This is a genomic window from Devosia sp. 1635 (assembly GCF_013185955.1).
Lineage (GTDB): Bacteria > Pseudomonadota > Alphaproteobacteria > Rhizobiales > Devosiaceae > Devosia.
The window spans coordinates 51,847-67,362 of record NZ_JABAOM010000001.1 but is presented as its reverse complement, the minus strand read 5'-3'; the positions used below and the strand labels follow the sequence as shown (position 1 = coordinate 67,362).

Genomic DNA, 15,516 nt, shown 5'->3' with positions numbered 1-15,516 from the left:
ATTCCGAGTTGCCTCCAAGCACGTTGAAGGGACCAGTCGGTGGTGCGGCTGGTCCCTTTGGCGTTTTGCGCGCCCTTACCAGACCCACTCGGCAAGGAGAGCCAGGGTCAAGACAACCCCGACATAATGATTGCTCTTGAAGCGCAGCAGCGCATTGCCGGGCGCCCCCGCATCAAGGGTTTGCACCTGCCAGAACAAGAGCCCCAACGCGATCAGCGAAAGCACGGCAAACAGCACCCCGGCGCCCGCCAGCACCGCCGCCGCCAGCCACAACACGAAGGCCGCGACATAAAAGCCGGTCACAATGGCTCTTGCGCGCTTTCCAAACAGCAGAGCGGTGGATTTGACCCCGATCAGGGCATCGTCTTCCACGTCCTGCAAGGCGTAGATCGTGTCGTAGCCGATGGTCCACAGGATACAGCCGAAATAAAGCAGCAGCGGCGCGACCGACAGGCCACCAGTCTGGCTCGACCACCCCATCAGCGCGCCCCAGGAGAAGGCGAGGCCCAGAAAGGCCTGCGGCCACCAGGTCACGCGCTTCATGAAGGGGTAGATGGCGACCAGCACCAGCGAGGCCACGCCGAGAACAATGGTGAAGGGATTAAACTGCAGCAGAATAAGCAGACCCAGCAGCCCCTGCACCACCAGAAATACCAGCGCTTTTTTTGCCGAAACCTGGCCGGAAGGGATAGGCCGCGAGCGGGTGCGTGCGACTTTGGTGTCGATGTCGCGATCCACAAAGTCGTTGAACGTGCAGCCGGCGCCCCGCATCAGCACGGCGCCAACAAACATCAGGACGGCCGCCCGCCAATCAAAGCCGCGAAGCGGCTCGGCTACAGCAGCAAGTCCCAGGCCCCAGGCACAGGGCCAGAACAGGAGCCAAAAGCCGATCGGTCGATCCCAGCGCGCCAATCGCGCATAGGGCTTGAGCCATGCGGGCGCGAAACGGTCAACCCAATTGCCCTGTGCGGCATCAGCCACACCCGTTCCGATCTGAGCGTCCAATGGGCTCGCCATGCTATCCTCATTTGATTGCGCGGGCGCGGATCATTCGCCTCGTGCTGCTGCTCTACTGCGTTTGCGCGAATTAGAGTAGAGCTGACCGCGCCACGCCTGCTGGCTGGCTTTCTGCGCTCATCGGACCTTGTCATGCCCCGCTTCCACGCCACCCTGCCCCGCCTTTATGTCGAGCCCGATCTTGGGCCCGGCTCACCAATTGCGCTGGGCAAGGAGCAGTCCCTTTATCTAGCCGCGGTGCTGCGCAAGAGCGTGGGGGATGAAGTGGTGTTGTTCAACGGCCGCCACGGCGCTTGGCGTTGCCGGATGGTAGTGGATGCAAAAAAGGCCGTGGTGCTTGAGATCCTCGAGCAGATTGCCCCCCAAACGCCGCCATCGCCGCTCTGGTATGGCTTTGCGCCGCTCAAGACCGAGCGGCTGGATTATGTGATCCAGAAGGCCACCGAGATGGGAGCCGGCACGATCCAGCCGGTCCTAACCCAGTTTACCCAGGTCAGCCGGCTCAAGCATGAACGTCTGGTCGCCAACGCCGTGGAAGCGGCCGAACAATGCGAAGTTCTGAGCATCCCGCGAATCGAGCGCGAGATCACCCTTGCGTCATTGCTCGATGGCTGGACGCAAGCCCAGGGCAATCGCCGGTTAATCGTTGCCGACGAAGCTGAGGCGTCCGACTCGCCGCTCGCGACGCTTTCTGGCCTGCGCGACACGCCCGTCGGCCTGCTGATCGGCCCGGAAGGCGGCTTTTCGCCCGAGGAGCGCGCCCGTCTGCATGGCTCTCCGTTTGTGGTGCCGATCAGCCTCGGCCCCCGCATTCTCAGGGCTGATACGGCGGCTGTCGCAGCGCTAGCGGTGATTCAGGCTAGCATCGGTGATTGGCGATAAGCTGATTGCTTTGTCGCGGTGCAACGCTATGTTCGCGCCATACTCGACCTTTCCATTGCAAGAGCATCCCATGGCCGGCGCCGAACACCCCTCGTCTCCCATCGAATCGCGCGCCGACCTGATCGAGGCGATGGCGCGCGGCTGCAAGCCGCAAAGCGCCTGGCGGATCGGCACGGAGCACGAAAAGCACGTGTTCCACACCAATCCACTGCGGCCCGTCACCTATGATGGCCCGCAGGGGATTCGCGCCTTGCTGGAAGGGGTGCAGCAGCTCACCGGGTGGGAGCCTTTTTTCGATGGGGACAATCCCATCGGCCTGCGTAACAACGAGATCGCGGGCGGCATCTCGCTCGAGCCAGGCGCGCAGTTCGAACTCTCGGGCGCCCCGCAGGAGGACCTGCATGGCACCGCGGCCGAGTTGGCCGAGCATATGCGCGTCGCCAAGGCCGCAGCCGCGCCGCTCGACATCCACTTCCTTGGGCTGGGCGTGACGCCGACCTGGTCGGTCGCCGAGATCCCCTCCATGCCCAAGTCGCGCTATGGCATCATGGCGCCCTATATGGAGCAGGTGGGCACACTCGGCACCTCGATGATGTTCCGCTCCTGCACAGTGCAGGCCAATCTCGATTTTTCGAGCGAAGCAGACATGGTGCGCAAACTGCGAGTGGCCCTCGCCCTCCAACCCATCGCCACCGCCCTCTTTGCCAATTCGCCCTTTGTGGATGGCCGCGATTCGGGTTTCCTGAGCTTCCGCTCCCACATCTGGCTCAACACCGATGCAGCCCGCACCGGCATGCTGCCCTTCGCATTCGAAGAGGGCTTCGGCTTTGAGCAATATGCCGATTATGCACTCGACGTGCCGATGTATTTCGTTATCCGCGACGGGCAATACGTCAATGTCGCGGGCGAAAGCTTCCGTGCCTTCCTCAAGGGCGAGCTTCCCCAACTGCCCGGCGAAAAGCCCACCATCAAGGATTGGGAAGACCATCTCTCGACCATCTTCCCCGAAGTGCGGCTTAAGCAGTTCCTCGAAATGCGCGGCGCCGATATGGGCGACGAGAAGTCGGTCACCGCGCTCTCGGCACTCTGGGTTGGTCTGCTCTACGACGATATCTCCCTCGAAGCCGCCTATGAGATGATCCAGCCCTGGACCGAGGGGGATCGCGAGCACCTGCGCCGCGAAGTGCCGCGCCTGGGCCTCGATACGCCGCTGGGGCGCACCAATGTTTATGATTTTGCTGCGCAGGCGGTGGGCATTGCCGAAGCTGGCCTCGTACGGCGTGATCGCCGCAATGCCGCCGGCAAGGACGAAACCATCCATCTGGCGCCGCTGGAAGAAACCATTCGCCTGTCCCAGTCGCCGGCCGAGCGGTGGCTCGCCAAGTTCAACGGCGAGTGGAACGAGGACGTCACCCCGATTTTCCGTGAAGCGGAGATGTAGTTCCGCCTTGCTCCGGGCCCACCCTCTGGTGCATCACCGCGCCAGACAGTGACGGAGGGGCGAATGCGGGTTCTGGTGATTGGTTCAGGCGGACGTGAACATGCGCTCGCCTGGAAACTGGCTCAGTCGCCCCGGCTGACCCAGCTCTTTGTCGCGCCCGGCAATGGTGGCACGAGCGAGATCGCCGAAAACGTCGCCATCGACATGACCGACCATCAGGCCGTGATCGATTTCTGCAAGCTGATGGCCGTCGACTTCGTAGTGGTGGGCCCTGACGCCCAGGTGGTCGCTGGGCTAGGCGACGATCTGCGGGGGGCGGGTGTCGCCTGCTTTTGCCCCTCAAGGGCCGCCGGGCAGCTTGAAGGCTCCAAAAGCTTCACCAAGGCGCTTTGCGACGAGATGGGCATCCCGACGGCCGCCTATCGCCGCTTTGAGAGCCAAGGTCCGGCGCTCGATTATCTGGCCACCCAGACGGTCCCCATCGTCGTCAAAGCCGATGGCCTTGCGGCGGGCAAAGGCGTGACGGTCGCCGAAACGCTGGACGATGCGCGCGCTGCGGTCGTGGATTGCTTCAGCGGCACATTCGGTGCCGCCGGGGCATCGGTGGTGATCGAAGAATTCATGACGGGCGAGGAAGTGAGCCTTTTCGTTCTGTGCGACGGTCAGACCATTCTGCCGCTCACCACTGCGCAGGACCACAAGCGCGCCTTTGACGGCGATACCGGTCCCAATACGGGCGGCATGGGCGCTTACAGCCCCGCCGATATTCTAACACCCGATCTCGAAGCGCGCGTTCTGCGCGAAATCATTGAGCCTACGGTGCGCGGCCTTGCTGCGCGCGGCACGCCTTACCAGGGGGTGCTCTATGCCGGGCTGATGCTCACCGATGAGGGCCCCAAGCTTGTTGAATATAATGCCCGCTTCGGTGACCCGGAAACGCAGGTGCTGATGCTGCGGCTGCAGTCCGATCTACTGGAACTACTTTATGCCACGGCCACTGGCGCTCTCGCCGGGCACGAGGTGCGCTGGAGCCCCGAGACAGCCATGACGGTGATCCTCGCCAGCAAGGGCTACCCCGGCTCCTACACGACAGGGTCGGAGATCAGGGGGTTGGACGGGCTTAACCACGACGGTGTTCAAATCTTCCACGCCGGAACGCGGCGCGAAGGCGGGCGTTTACTGGCAGCAGGGGGACGGGTTCTCAACGTTTCGGCGCTTGGGGCAGATATAGCAGAGGCGCAGCGTCGTGTTTACCGATGCGTGGACCAGATTGATTGGCCAGAGGGCTTTTGCCGCCGAGATATTGGCTGGCGGGCCATCGAGCGTAACCGCGCCTAAGCCCCACACCAACGGCACGGATTTACCATCCCCGCCGCCCACCTTTGACGGCGTTCCACCTAGGCGTAAGCTGACGGCTCTGCAGCTGCGCGGCAAGGCTCTTGGGGATCATTTGCGCGGCTTACGGGCGGAGCGGAGCGGGGTGAGCACATCTGCCGGACCCAAGATCGGGGTAGCACTGGGTGGCGGATCGGCCCGCGGGCTCACCCATATTCCTTACATCGAGGCCATGGATGAGCTTGGCTTGCGGCCTTCGGTTATCGCCGGAACCTCGATCGGTGCCTTGATCGGCGCTGGCTGGGCTGCCGGTATGACGGGCAAGGAGTTGCGCGAGCACTCGACTGAAGTGCTGGGCACGATGCGGATCATAGCCGGCAAGCTTTGGGCGACCCATATCCGGCTTGGGGGCATTCTCAGAAACGGTATTCCGACCCAGCTCGATGCCACCAGCATCGTTGATGCCTTCACCCCCCTCGGGTTCCCGGAAACGTTTAAAGAGCTATCGGTGCCGCTTTATGTGGTGGCAACCGATTACCAGTCCTGGCATCAGGTCGTGTTCAACACCGGCCTGTTGCGGCCAGCCATTGCCGGCTCCATTGCCATTCCAACCTTTTTCAAGCCGGTGAGCTATGCCAATCACGTCCTGGTCGATGGGGGGGTCGTTAACCCGCTGCCGCTCGACCAAGCCGATATCGGCACCGACTTCTTGATCGGGATTGATGTAAATGGCGACCCTTCGCTGGGGCTCAACAAGACCGACCACAAGCCGATCGATATGTGGTTCGGCTCGGCCCAGATCATGATGCACTCGCTGACCGCGCATATGATGGCGGCTTATCCACCCGACATCTATATCCGCCCCCATGTCTCGTCCTTCGGCATGCTTGAGTTCTGGCGGGTGCGCGAAATCTTCGCCCACGTGGATGCAGACAAAGACCGGTTCAAGCGGATGCTGTCGCAGCGCATGGAAGATTATATGCAAGGCCGGATACCGGTGATCGACAGCTCGCCGGACGTGGTGCGCTAGCGCAGCTTGGCGAAAAAGCGCTTGAGCAAGACTTCGGACCGGGCAGCTCCTAAGCCCGCGATGATTTCCGGGCGATGGTGGCAACTCGGTTGGGCGAAGAGGCGAATGCCGTTCTCCACCGCACCCGCCTTGGGGTCCTCAGCACCGAAATAAACTCGACGCAGTCGCGTATGGGCGATGGCACCGGCGCACATGGCGCAGGGCTCGAGCGTGACATAGAGATCGCAGCCATCCAGCCGACCGGTGCCTCGGCGGGCGAGCGCCGCGCGGATGGCCAGCATTTCGGCATGCGCTGTGGGATCGTTGAGCGCACGCATCTGGTTGCGCTCGGCCGCCAGAATCTGCACCCCTTCCACGACAACCGCCCCAACGGGAGCCTCGCCATCGGCGGCGGCTTCTTCGGCCAGCTCCAGGGCCAGGTCCATAGCGGCTTGGGGCATGCATTGGTTCTCCGGGCGCATTCGTCCCGGAGGATTAGACTTAATCGGCAGGGCCGCGCAATCCGCCCACGCTGTTGCCCGAAGGGGCGCCTTCCCCCGAACCATTGAATTCCGCATTAGCTTCGTGGTTGGCTTTGGTCACGTCGTCGTTGGCCTCGGGCAGTTTGGCGCCAGGGGCCGGCTTGTCGCCGTTAAACTGCCTATTAGCCGCTTCATTGGCGGCCTTTGCCTCGTCTGCCGGGCTGCCGGGCTTTTTGATTTCGCTCATGGTGCGCGCTCCTTGCTGCCCCGATACAATGCGGTGCGGGCCGTCATGGTTCGCTAATGTCGCCGCGCAGCACAAAAGCAGGGTCGGCATAACAGCCGGCTTGGCTTATGCTGGCCGCAAGGAGAATCGCCCATGCCGATCCGGCAACTGCCCGAAAATCTCGTCAACCGCATCGCGGCGGGCGAAGTGGTGGAACGGCCCGCGAGCGTGGTCAAGGAGCTGGTGGAGAACGCTATCGATGCCGGAGCGAGCCGCATCACAGTCACCACAGCCGGCGGCGGCAAAAGCCTGATCCGCATCGAGGATGACGGCTGCGGCATGGATGGCGACGATCTCGTGCTGTCCGTGGAACGGCACGCTACTTCCAAGCTTTCGGCTGACGATCTCGACGAGATCCGCACGCTGGGGTTTCGTGGGGAAGCCTTGGCTTCGATCGGCTCGGTCGCCGAACTTTCTATCGCCTCGCGTCCGGCAGGGGCGCAAAGCGGGTTGCGCCTGTCCGTCAGGGATGGCGTGCGACGCGGTCCGATCCCGCACCCGCTCAACCGCGGCACCGTGGTTGAGGTCAAGGACCTCTTCCGCAATGTGCCGGCGCGGCTCAAATTCCTCAAGTCGGACCGGGCAGAAGCCGGGGCGATTACCGAAGTGGTCAAGCGGCTCGCCATGGCCAATCCCGGCGTGCATTTCGTGCTGGGTGGAACAGATCGTTCACCCGCCAATTGGCCCGCGGTGCATGGGTCGGGTGCGCTCGAAGGTCGGCTCGCTCAGATCATGGGTGATGATTTCGCCCGCAACGCCGTGGCCCTTGCCACGCAACGCCATGGCGTCGTGGTTGCGGGGCTCGCCGGCTTGCCGACCTTTACCCGCGCCAATTCGCTGTCCCAGTTCTATTTCGTCAATGGCCGCTCGGTACGCGACAAGGTGCTGATCGGCGCCATCCGGGCCGCCTATGCGGATTACACCTTCCGCGACCGCTTTCCGGTGGTGGCGCTGTATCTGGCGATCGATCCGGGCGAAGTGGATGTCAATGTTCATCCCGCCAAGGCTGAGTTACGGTTCCGCGATGCGGGAGCGGTGCGCAGTGCGGTGATCCGCGCGGTGGGTGAAGCGCTGACGGCAGCGGGCTGGAAGGCTTCGTCCAGCGTTGCCGATGACGTGCTTGGTGCCTTTTCAACCCCAATCCTCGCATCGGCCCCTGAGTTGGCAGAAAGCCCGGGGCTTGGCTATTCCGCCCCGCCCTGTGCAGCCGCACCATCCTTAAATAGCAGGCAGCTTGTGGACACCCCGAGGTCGCTGCCCCGGAGCCTCGCCGGCCTTGCCGAGCCCAGCGCCAGGGTGGAAACCGTGCCAGAGGCCAGGGATCAAGGCGATTATCCGCTGGGTACCGCCCGGGCACAGATGTTTGACAATTTCATCATTGCCCAGAACGGCGATGGCCTGCTGCTGGTAGATCAGCATGCCGCTCATGAGCGGCTGGTCTACGAACGCTTCAAACAGCAAATGGCAGCGGGTCCGATACAAAGCCAGGCCCACCTGATCCCGGTGGTGGTGGAACTGCCCGAGGAGGATTGCACCCGGCTCGAGGAAGCGGCCCCCGAACTGGAGCGGTTCGGACTTTATCTCGAGCGCTTCGGCCCGCGAGCGGTGGCGGTGCGGGAGACCCCTGCCTTGTTAGGCCAAACGGACGTCGCAGGACTGGTACAGGACATTGCCGATGGCTTGGCGGAGTGGGAAACCAGCTCGGCCTTGGCTGATCGGATGGAAGCGATCATCGCGCGCATGGCGTGTCACGGCTCGGTTCGCTCAGGCCGGCGGTTGCGGGTGGAGGAAATGAACGCGCTGCTGCGCGACATGGAACGTACGCCCCATTCCGGCCAGTGCATCCATGGGCGTCCAACCTATGTGGAGCTTAAACAGCGCGACATCGAGCGCCTGTTCGGACGTACCCGCTAACCAGGTTAAGGCTGCAGCGATCACCCGGGCAGGACGTTAACCTCCTGCAGAGGTCGAGATGAGCGTTGTTGATGAGAGGCCGGAAGCAGCCGCCCGGATCGTCCGCAAGCTACAACAGGCGATCCAGCCACTACCCCATCCGGCCGATGCGATCGAGTTCGGTAACTGCTTCGATGCATTCGGCGACGCCAAAGTCGTCCTACTGGGTGAAGCGAGCCATGGCAGCTCGGAATTTTATGCTGCGCGCGCGGCCATCACCCGCCACCTGATCGTCATCCATGGCTTTTCCATCGTGGCGGTGGAGGCGGACTGGCCCGACGCGAACCGGATTGATCACCATGTCCGCCAGCGGCAAGGCCCTGGCTATGATGAAACCTCCTTTGCCCGCTTTCCCACCTGGATGTGGCGCAACGAGGATGTGGCCAACTTTGTTGGCTGGCTGCATACCCATAATTCAGCACTGCCATTGAGCCGGCGCGTCGAGTTCCGCGGGCTTGACGTTTATTCGCTGCGTGGATCGATCAGTGCAGTGCTGGGCTATCTCGACCGTGTGGATCCGGCGGAAGCGCGAAAGGCACGACGGCGGTATGGCTGCCTCACGCCCTGGCAAGCCGAGCCCGAATGGTATGGCCGCTCCGTCATCACCGGCGAGATCGACCCGTGCGAAGAAAAGGTGGTGGAGCAACTTACCGAGCTAATGGGTCACCAATTCAGCTACGCAGGTGAGGACAGCGCCAATTTCTTTGATGCGACCCAAAATGCCCGAGTGGTGCTCGCCGCCGAGCAATATTATCGGGTCATGTATCAGGGCTCCAACGAGTCCTGGAATTTGCGCGACCGGCATATGTTCGAGACGCTCGAGGCAGTGCTGGAGCATCGGGGTCCCGACGCCAAGGCAATTGTTTGGGCGCACAACTCGCATGTGGGCCGGGCGGCGGCTACCGAAATGGGCTGGCAGGGGCAGCTTAATATCGGCGATCACGCCAAATCGGCCTGGGGCGAGCGTGCAGTTGCAATTGGCTTTGGCACCGATCGCGGAACGGTGGCTGCGGCCGATGATTGGGACGAGCCGATGCGGATCAAGACGGTCCGTCCGGCCCGCCCCGATTCACATGAGCGGATATTCCGCGACGCCGGGGTCGAGCGCGGTCTGGTCGATTGGCGCAGCGACGCTCAGCTGCGGTCGGCGTTGTCAGAACCCCGGCTGGAGCGAGCGATCGGGGTGATCTACCGCCCCGAAACGGAGCGGCAGAGCCATTACTTCAATGCCGTGCTGCCAGAGCAATTCGACGCTTTTGTCTGGTTCAATGAGACAAAGGCAGTTACGCCGCTCCCAACCGAGCGGCCCCGTGGGGTCCCCGAAACCTACCCGTTCGGGGTCTAGCGGGGCTCAGCTGAATACGCTGGCACCCCGGTCGGCTACGCCCACAAGGCTGCGCATGCCGGCGAACAGTTCGCGGCCCATACCCCATTGCTGGTTGCTCAAGTCTTCGGTGGCGGCCGGGCGGGCGTGGAGTTCGGCCTCATCGCCCATGAACTGCAAGGTTCCCGCATTGGCATCGAGCCGGATCATGTCGCCGTCCCGCAGCTTGCTGATAGGGCCGCCATCGACCCCCTCCGGGGTCATATGAATGGCCGCCGGGACCTTGCCCGAAGCGCCCGACATTCGCCCGTCTGTCAACAGAGCGACCTTTAAGCCGCGATCCTGCAACACGCCGAGGGCGGGAGTAAGCTTGTGCAGTTCGGGCATGCCGATGGCCCGCGGACCCGAGAAGCGGACAACCGCGATCATGTCGCCGTTCAACTCGCCCGCCTTGAACGCCGCCTGCATTTCTTCCTGGCCGTTGAACACCCGTGCCGGAGCCTCGACGACCCGGTGCTCGGGCTTGACTGCGGAAACCTTGATCACCGAGCGCCCGAGATTGCCGGTCAGGAGCTTGAGGCCGCCAGTCTGCTGGAAGGGTGCGGCCGTGCCCGTTAGTACCTTTGGCAGGTGCGAGTGCTTGGGAGCGGGCTCGAAGCTCAGCTTGTCCTCGATTAATTTGGCTTCAACCGTGTAATTGGAGAGGCCCTCGCCCCAGACGGTCTTCACATCTTCATGCAGATGACCCGATGCCAGCAATTCCTGGATCAGGAAGCCCATGCCCCCAGCTGCGTGGAAGTGGTTCACGTCGGCAACGCCATTGGGATAAACGCGCGCCAGCAGCGGGGTAGCGTCGGAGAGATCGGACATGTCGTCCCAGGTCACCTGCAGCCCCGCGGCGGCCGCAATGGCAATCAGGTGCATGGTATGGTTGGTGGAGCCGCCCGTGGCATGCAGGCCAACGAGCCCGTTGACGATGGCCTTTTCGTCGATCACGTGCCCCACCGGGGTCCAGTTGTTGCCTTGGGCAGTCAAGGACAGTGCTCGCACGGTAGCTTCCCGGGTCAGCGCATCGCGCAAGGGCGTGCCGGGGTTGACGAAGCTGGCCCCGGGCAGATGCAGGCCCATGATCTCCATAAGCATCTGATTGGAGTTCGCGGTGCCGTAAAAGGTGCAGGTTCCCGGCGAGTGGTAGGACTTGGCCTCGGCTTCCAGCAGTTCGGCGCGTCCCACCTTGCCTTCCATATAAAGCTGGCGCACGCGGCTCTTCTCGTCATTGGGCAGGCCCGAGGGCATGGGCCCAGCGGGAATGAACACGGCCGGCAGATGCCCGAAGGTTAGCGCCCCGATCAGCAGGCCCGGAACGATCTTGTCGCAAATACCCAGGTAAACGGCGGCGTCGAACATGTTGTGCGACAGCGCGATAGCCGTCGCCATGGCAATCACATCGCGCGAGAACAGGCTCAAATCCATGCCAGGCTGGCCTTGCGTCACGCCATCGCACATCGCTGGCACCCCGCCGGCCACCTGGGCGGTGGCACCGATCGCAGCAGCCGCTTGCTTGATGATTTCGGGGTAGAACTGGTAGGGCTGGTGCGCCGAGAGCATGTCATTATACGAGGTGACAATGCCCAGATTGAGCGTTTTGGTGCCAGCCAGCGCCGCTTTTTCGGCAGGCGAGCAGGCGGCAAAGCCGTGGGCGAGATTGCCGCACGACAAGCTCGAGCGATAAACCCCGGCTTCCCGCTGGGCGTCGAGACGGCGCAGATATTGGGCGCGACTGTCGCGGCTACGGGCCGCTATGCGGTCGGTGACATCCTGGATGGCTTGCTGAACAGGCATTGGAGCTCCTTGGTGGAGCCGCAAGTGGCCAAAGCGGTCAATTGGGGAGCGCTTCGGGGACTATGGGCACCAATAGACAGTTAAAGGATGGCCGGAGCGCAGCACGGCGCGAATGGGCATGTCCTCAACGGGACCTTCGCCCAACGCCGCGTCCAAAACGGCGGCCTTTTCTTCCCCCTCGATATGGAGGTAGAGCCCATCCGTTTCCAGAAGACGCGGAAGGGTAAACGTGATGCGTGGCTCGCCCGCACCAGGCGCCCGGATGGCGATGGTTGGTCCCGGCGCGCTCAGCGCCTCGGCCAGGGTATCGCCCCCGGGAAAGAAGGACGCGGTATGCCCGTCGCTGCCCATGCCGAGGACCACGGCGGCAAAGGGGCGCGGCAGCGCTTCCAGTTGAGCGTTGGTGCGCTCTACAGCTTCATCGTCGGGTGCATCGCCACCGGAATAAAGGGGCAAGAACCGCGCTACCGCGGCCGGGCCCTGCAGCATGCGCTCGTTGACCAGCAGCGCATTGGAGCGATCGTTGGTTTCATCGACCCACCGCTCATCAACAAGGGTGACCACCACCTTTTCCCAGTCGAGGTCCTTGAACTTGCCCAGGGCCTGGAAAAAGCGCGCGGGCGTCGAGCCGCCGCTCACGGCAATGGCTGCATTGCCCCGCTCGGCGATGGCTGCGCGGATACGGTCCGCAACGGCTTCGGCCAATTCCTTGGCGAGGGTGGGCTTGTCGGCAAAGGTGCGGCGGTCGAGCATGGTCTTAGTGATCTTCCTCATACCAGGTGCGACCGTCGCGCTCGATCAGCGCAATGGCACCCGATGGGCCCCAGGTTCCGGCGGTGTAAGGCTGGGGCGGCTCACTCGAATTGTCCCAGGCCTCGCGGATCGGATCGACCCATTTCCAGGCCGCTTCCAGCTCGTCGCGGCGCATGAACAAGGTCTGGTTGCCGCGGATCACGTCCAGCAGCAGCCGCTCATAGGCCTCCGGCGTGCGCTCGGTGAAGGTCTGGGCAAAGCTCAGATTGAGCGGGACTTCGCGCAGGCGCATGCCGCCCGGCCCGGGATCCTTGATCATCATCATCAGCTTGACGCCCTCATCGGGCTGCAGGCGGATTATTAGCTTGTTGGCCTTGGGCGCGCCTTCGGCGTGATCGAAGATGGAGTGCGGGATGGCGCGGAACTGAATGCAGATTTCCGAGACGCGCTGGGCCATGCGCTTGCCCGTGCGCAGATAGAACGGCACGCCCGACCAACGCCAATTACCAATTTCGGCCTTGAGCGCCACAAAGGTTTCGGTGCGCGAGCCCTTCTTTTCGCCCGGAAGTTCTTCCTGGTAGCCCTTGACCGAAGTGCCTTCCGAAGACACCGCGCGATATTGCCCGCGCACGGTCATGCGCGCTACATCCCCCGCAGTAATCGGCTTGAGCGAGCGCAGCACTTTAAGCTTTTCATCGCGCAGCGCATTGGCGTCGTCCGAGGCTGGCGGCTCCATCGCCACAAGACAGAGCAGTTGCAGCATGTGGTTCTGAATCATGTCGCGCAGGGCGCCACTCTCGTCGTAATAGCCGCGCGTTCCCGCGCCGACCGATTCCGAAACGGTAAGCTGGACATGGTCGATATGGGCCGAGTTCCAGACCGGCTCAAACAAGGTGTTGGCAAAGCGCAGCGCCAGCAGGTTCTGCACCGTTTCTTTGCCGAGGTAATGGTCGATGCGATAAACCTGATCTTCTTCGAAGATCTTGGCCACGCCATCATTGATTTCCATAGAGGATGCGAGATCGTGGCCAAGCGGCTTTTCGATCACGACGCGGGCGTCGCGCCGGTAATAGCCCTTCTTCGACAAATATTCGGCTATCGGCTCGAACAGGTCGGGTGCCACCGCCAGGTAGAAGGCGCGCACGATCTCGGGATCGTCCCGCAACGCGCCGTCAAGGTCGGCCCAGTTCGCCGGGTCGCTCACATCATTGGCGACGTAGGAGAAGATCGACACAAAGCGGTCGATCGTTGCCTCATCGTGATATTCCTGCTCGACAAACTCCGTGACCGCATTTCGGGCAAGGGTCTGGAACTCGGCATCGGACAAGGGAGAGCGTGAAACGCCGATGATGCGAGACCGCTCGTCGAACTGCCCATCCTTGAACCGATGATAAAGGGCCGGGATCAGCTTGCGCTTGGTCAGGTCACCTGTGGCCCCAAACACCACATAATCGAAGGGTTGGACCGGAATAATGCGGCTGGACACGAGCTATAGTCCCTTGTTGTCGGCAGAAGCGAAGATTTGCCTGGCGAGAATAACGCCGCCATGCAGAGGTTCAAACTGTGGGAGGGCGACGAAATCCCCATAACGTTCCCGCAGGATGGGGAAGATGCGCTGCCCAAAGCCACCTACCACCGCCATCACCTTGGCGTTGCGGTCCTGGAACCAGCGAACATAGGCGTCCACATAGCCCAGTTGTACGGTCATCATCTTTTGGGCAACCGGGTCGCCGGCATCAAAGTATTCCATCAGCAGCGGGATCAGCTTGCCAAATTCTGCCGGAGCTCGCCCGATCAAGGCATCGTCGCACCCTTCTGATCCGTCGCGGCTGATGATCTTGACGTCGAGATCGACCGCAAAGGACCAGCTCATGACCGCCTGGTTGTCGCCGCCCAAGGCGGCAAGCACAGCTTCGGTCAGCGGCGAGGCTTCGACCAGCCCATCACTGGCTTCAACGGCATAGCGCACCAGTTCGCGCCCGAGGATCGCGCCCGACATCTGGTCGCCGATCTGGAAGCCCCAGCCGCCGCATTGGAAGCGCTCCCCCTCGACCACAGCCAGGGCCGCAGACCCCGTGCCGACAATGATCACCCCGCCATCATTGCCGGCCAGGGCGCCGGCATGGGCAATGTCGATATCGTCATAGACCTGCACCCCGGCAAAGGGCCAAGGCCGCGCGGCAAAAGCGGCACGGGCCGTATCCATGCGCCCACCCGCCATGCCAAAGCAGGCATAGGTGTTGGCCGTTTCGGCATAATCGAGCCCGGCGGCCGCAAACACATCGCGGGTGCCGTCGAGGATGGCCTTGTAAGCGGGATCCGCGCCATCGATCTGTAGGTTGGAGCGCCCGTTCTTGACCTCGGCAAGCGTTTGCAGATTTTCGTCAGCCAAGCGGATGCGGCAATTGGTGCCGCCGCCGTCAACGCCAAGATAAAACCGGGGCACGCGGGTCAACTCCGTTGGAAAATCCGGGATGGTAAAGGCTTGTTTCGGCGCGGACCATAGTGCGAAAGACGCTAAGACGAAAGTAGAATAAGCGTCGGATCGTCCAGTGTGGGGCAAGCTCGCTTGCACAGCCAAATCGGCCTAATACTAGGGATCAAAGTGCGGCCGACGTTGAACCGGCCCTCACGGCTAAAAACACAAAGGTGCGATGATGCAGCGGCATGTGCTGGTTCTGGGAGGGGCGCGCTCTGGCAAGACGGCATTTGCCGAGCGGCTGGCGATTCGCTCAGGCGGCAGCCCCGCCTATCTCGCCACGGCGCAAGCGCTGGACAGCGAGATGCGCGAGCGGGTTGCGACCCACCAGCGCGGCCGCGGTGGCCGCTTCACCACCATCGAGGAACCACTGGCGCTCAGCCAGACGCTGCTGCGCGCTGGCAACAGCCATGATGTGGTGCTGGTGGATTGCCTAACCCTCTGGATCACCAATCTGCTCGTCGCCAATGCCGATGTGGCCGCGGCGGTGGAGGAACTCGTCAACGGGCTGGCGAAAATGGAGAAGACCCGCGTCATCCTCGTCAGCAACGAGGTGGGCTTGGGCATTGTGCCGGATAATGCGATGGCCCGGACGTTCCGGGACCTCGCGGGCGCCGCCCATCAGCGCCTCGCCGATATCTGCGAGGATGTGTATTTCGTGGTTGCCGGATTGCCGATAACGCTTAAGGGCGCCACGGACGACTGATCTGCGG

The 15,516-nt window shown here is 62.7% G+C and carries 14 protein-coding genes; 7 read left to right on the top strand and 7 right to left on the bottom strand.

Going from position 1 to position 15,516, the window contains the following annotated elements; genetic code table 11:
- Nucleotides 1-75: 75 nt before the first annotated feature.
- The gene (gene ubiA, locus HRU92_RS00330; protein WP_172122572.1) at nucleotides 76-1,017 is read right to left on the bottom strand and encodes a 4-hydroxybenzoate octaprenyltransferase; all 942 of its coding nucleotides are present in this window, start codon (nucleotides 1,015-1,017) and stop codon (nucleotides 76-78) included.
- 132 nt (nucleotides 1,018-1,149) lie between these two features.
- Here ubiA and HRU92_RS00325 point away from each other — a divergent pair, with 132 nt between their 5' ends.
- The 4 genes from HRU92_RS00325 to HRU92_RS00310 all read left to right on the top strand — a co-directional run bounded on the left by HRU92_RS00325 (nucleotide 1,150) and on the right by HRU92_RS00310 (nucleotide 5,705).
- The gene (locus HRU92_RS00325) at nucleotides 1,150-1,899 is read left to right on the top strand and encodes a 16S rRNA (uracil(1498)-N(3))-methyltransferase (protein WP_172122571.1); all 750 of its coding nucleotides are present in this window, start codon (nucleotides 1,150-1,152) and stop codon (nucleotides 1,897-1,899) included.
- Nucleotides 1,900-1,969: 70 nt separating this feature from the next.
- The gene (locus HRU92_RS00320; protein ID WP_173087299.1) at nucleotides 1,970-3,340 is read left to right on the top strand and encodes a glutamate--cysteine ligase; all 1,371 of its coding nucleotides are present in this window, start codon (nucleotides 1,970-1,972) and stop codon (nucleotides 3,338-3,340) included.
- Nucleotides 3,341-3,403: 63 nt separating this feature from the next.
- On the top strand, nucleotides 3,404-4,678 hold the full coding sequence (gene purD, locus HRU92_RS00315; protein ID WP_172122569.1) for a phosphoribosylamine--glycine ligase: 1,275 nt from the start codon (nucleotides 3,404-3,406) through the stop codon (nucleotides 4,676-4,678).
- A gap of 142 nt (nucleotides 4,679-4,820) precedes the next feature.
- A complete protein-coding gene (locus tag HRU92_RS00310; protein ID WP_164854734.1) occupies nucleotides 4,821-5,705 on the top strand; it encodes a patatin-like phospholipase family protein in 885 nt (294 codons plus the stop codon).
- Here the strand turns inward: HRU92_RS00310 and HRU92_RS00305 are convergent.
- Together HRU92_RS00305 and HRU92_RS00300 are read right to left on the bottom strand one after the other, a co-directional pair.
- On the bottom strand, nucleotides 5,702-6,145 hold the full coding sequence (locus tag HRU92_RS00305) for a nucleoside deaminase (protein ID WP_210258514.1): 444 nt from the start codon (nucleotides 6,143-6,145) through the stop codon (nucleotides 5,702-5,704). The genes HRU92_RS00310 and HRU92_RS00305 overlap by 4 nt on opposite strands.
- A 40-nt stretch (nucleotides 6,146-6,185) precedes the next feature.
- On the bottom strand, nucleotides 6,186-6,413 hold the full coding sequence (locus HRU92_RS00300) for a hypothetical protein (RefSeq protein WP_172122568.1): 228 nt from the start codon (nucleotides 6,411-6,413) through the stop codon (nucleotides 6,186-6,188).
- A gap of 132 nt (nucleotides 6,414-6,545) precedes the next feature.
- On the opposite strand from HRU92_RS00300, the gene mutL reads away from it, so the two are divergent.
- On the top strand, nucleotides 6,546-8,366 hold the full coding sequence (gene mutL / locus HRU92_RS00295; RefSeq protein WP_172122567.1) for a DNA mismatch repair endonuclease MutL: 1,821 nt from the start codon (nucleotides 6,546-6,548) through the stop codon (nucleotides 8,364-8,366).
- A 58-nt stretch (nucleotides 8,367-8,424) separates the two neighbouring features.
- A complete protein-coding gene (locus HRU92_RS00290) occupies nucleotides 8,425-9,750 on the top strand; it encodes an erythromycin esterase family protein (protein WP_172122566.1) in 1,326 nt (441 codons plus the stop codon).
- A gap of 6 nt (nucleotides 9,751-9,756) precedes the next feature.
- On the opposite strand, the gene edd is transcribed toward HRU92_RS00290, so the two are convergent.
- The 4 genes from edd to HRU92_RS00270 are packed head-to-tail and all read right to left on the bottom strand — an operon-like array spanning nucleotide 9,757 to nucleotide 14,770.
- On the bottom strand, nucleotides 9,757-11,571 hold the full coding sequence (gene edd / locus HRU92_RS00285) for a phosphogluconate dehydratase (RefSeq protein WP_172122565.1): 1,815 nt from the start codon (nucleotides 11,569-11,571) through the stop codon (nucleotides 9,757-9,759).
- Between the two features lie 60 nt (nucleotides 11,572-11,631).
- A complete protein-coding gene (gene pgl / locus HRU92_RS00280; protein ID WP_210258513.1) occupies nucleotides 11,632-12,345 on the bottom strand; it encodes a 6-phosphogluconolactonase in 714 nt (237 codons plus the stop codon).
- On the bottom strand, nucleotides 12,329-13,810 hold the full coding sequence (gene zwf / locus HRU92_RS00275) for a glucose-6-phosphate dehydrogenase (protein ID WP_127752155.1): 1,482 nt from the start codon (nucleotides 13,808-13,810) through the stop codon (nucleotides 12,329-12,331). The genes pgl and zwf overlap by 17 nt, the downstream gene beginning before the upstream one ends.
- 3 nt (nucleotides 13,811-13,813) lie before the next feature.
- Nucleotides 13,814-14,770, bottom strand: coding sequence for a BadF/BadG/BcrA/BcrD ATPase family protein (locus HRU92_RS00270; protein WP_173087298.1), 957 nt, complete (start codon nucleotides 14,768-14,770; stop codon nucleotides 13,814-13,816).
- A gap of 211 nt (nucleotides 14,771-14,981) precedes the next feature.
- On the opposite strand from HRU92_RS00270, the gene cobU reads away from it, so the two are divergent.
- The gene (gene cobU / locus HRU92_RS00265; RefSeq protein WP_172124861.1) at nucleotides 14,982-15,509 is read left to right on the top strand and encodes a bifunctional adenosylcobinamide kinase/adenosylcobinamide-phosphate guanylyltransferase; all 528 of its coding nucleotides are present in this window, start codon (nucleotides 14,982-14,984) and stop codon (nucleotides 15,507-15,509) included.
- The last annotated feature ends 7 nt before the right edge of the window (nucleotides 15,510-15,516 follow it).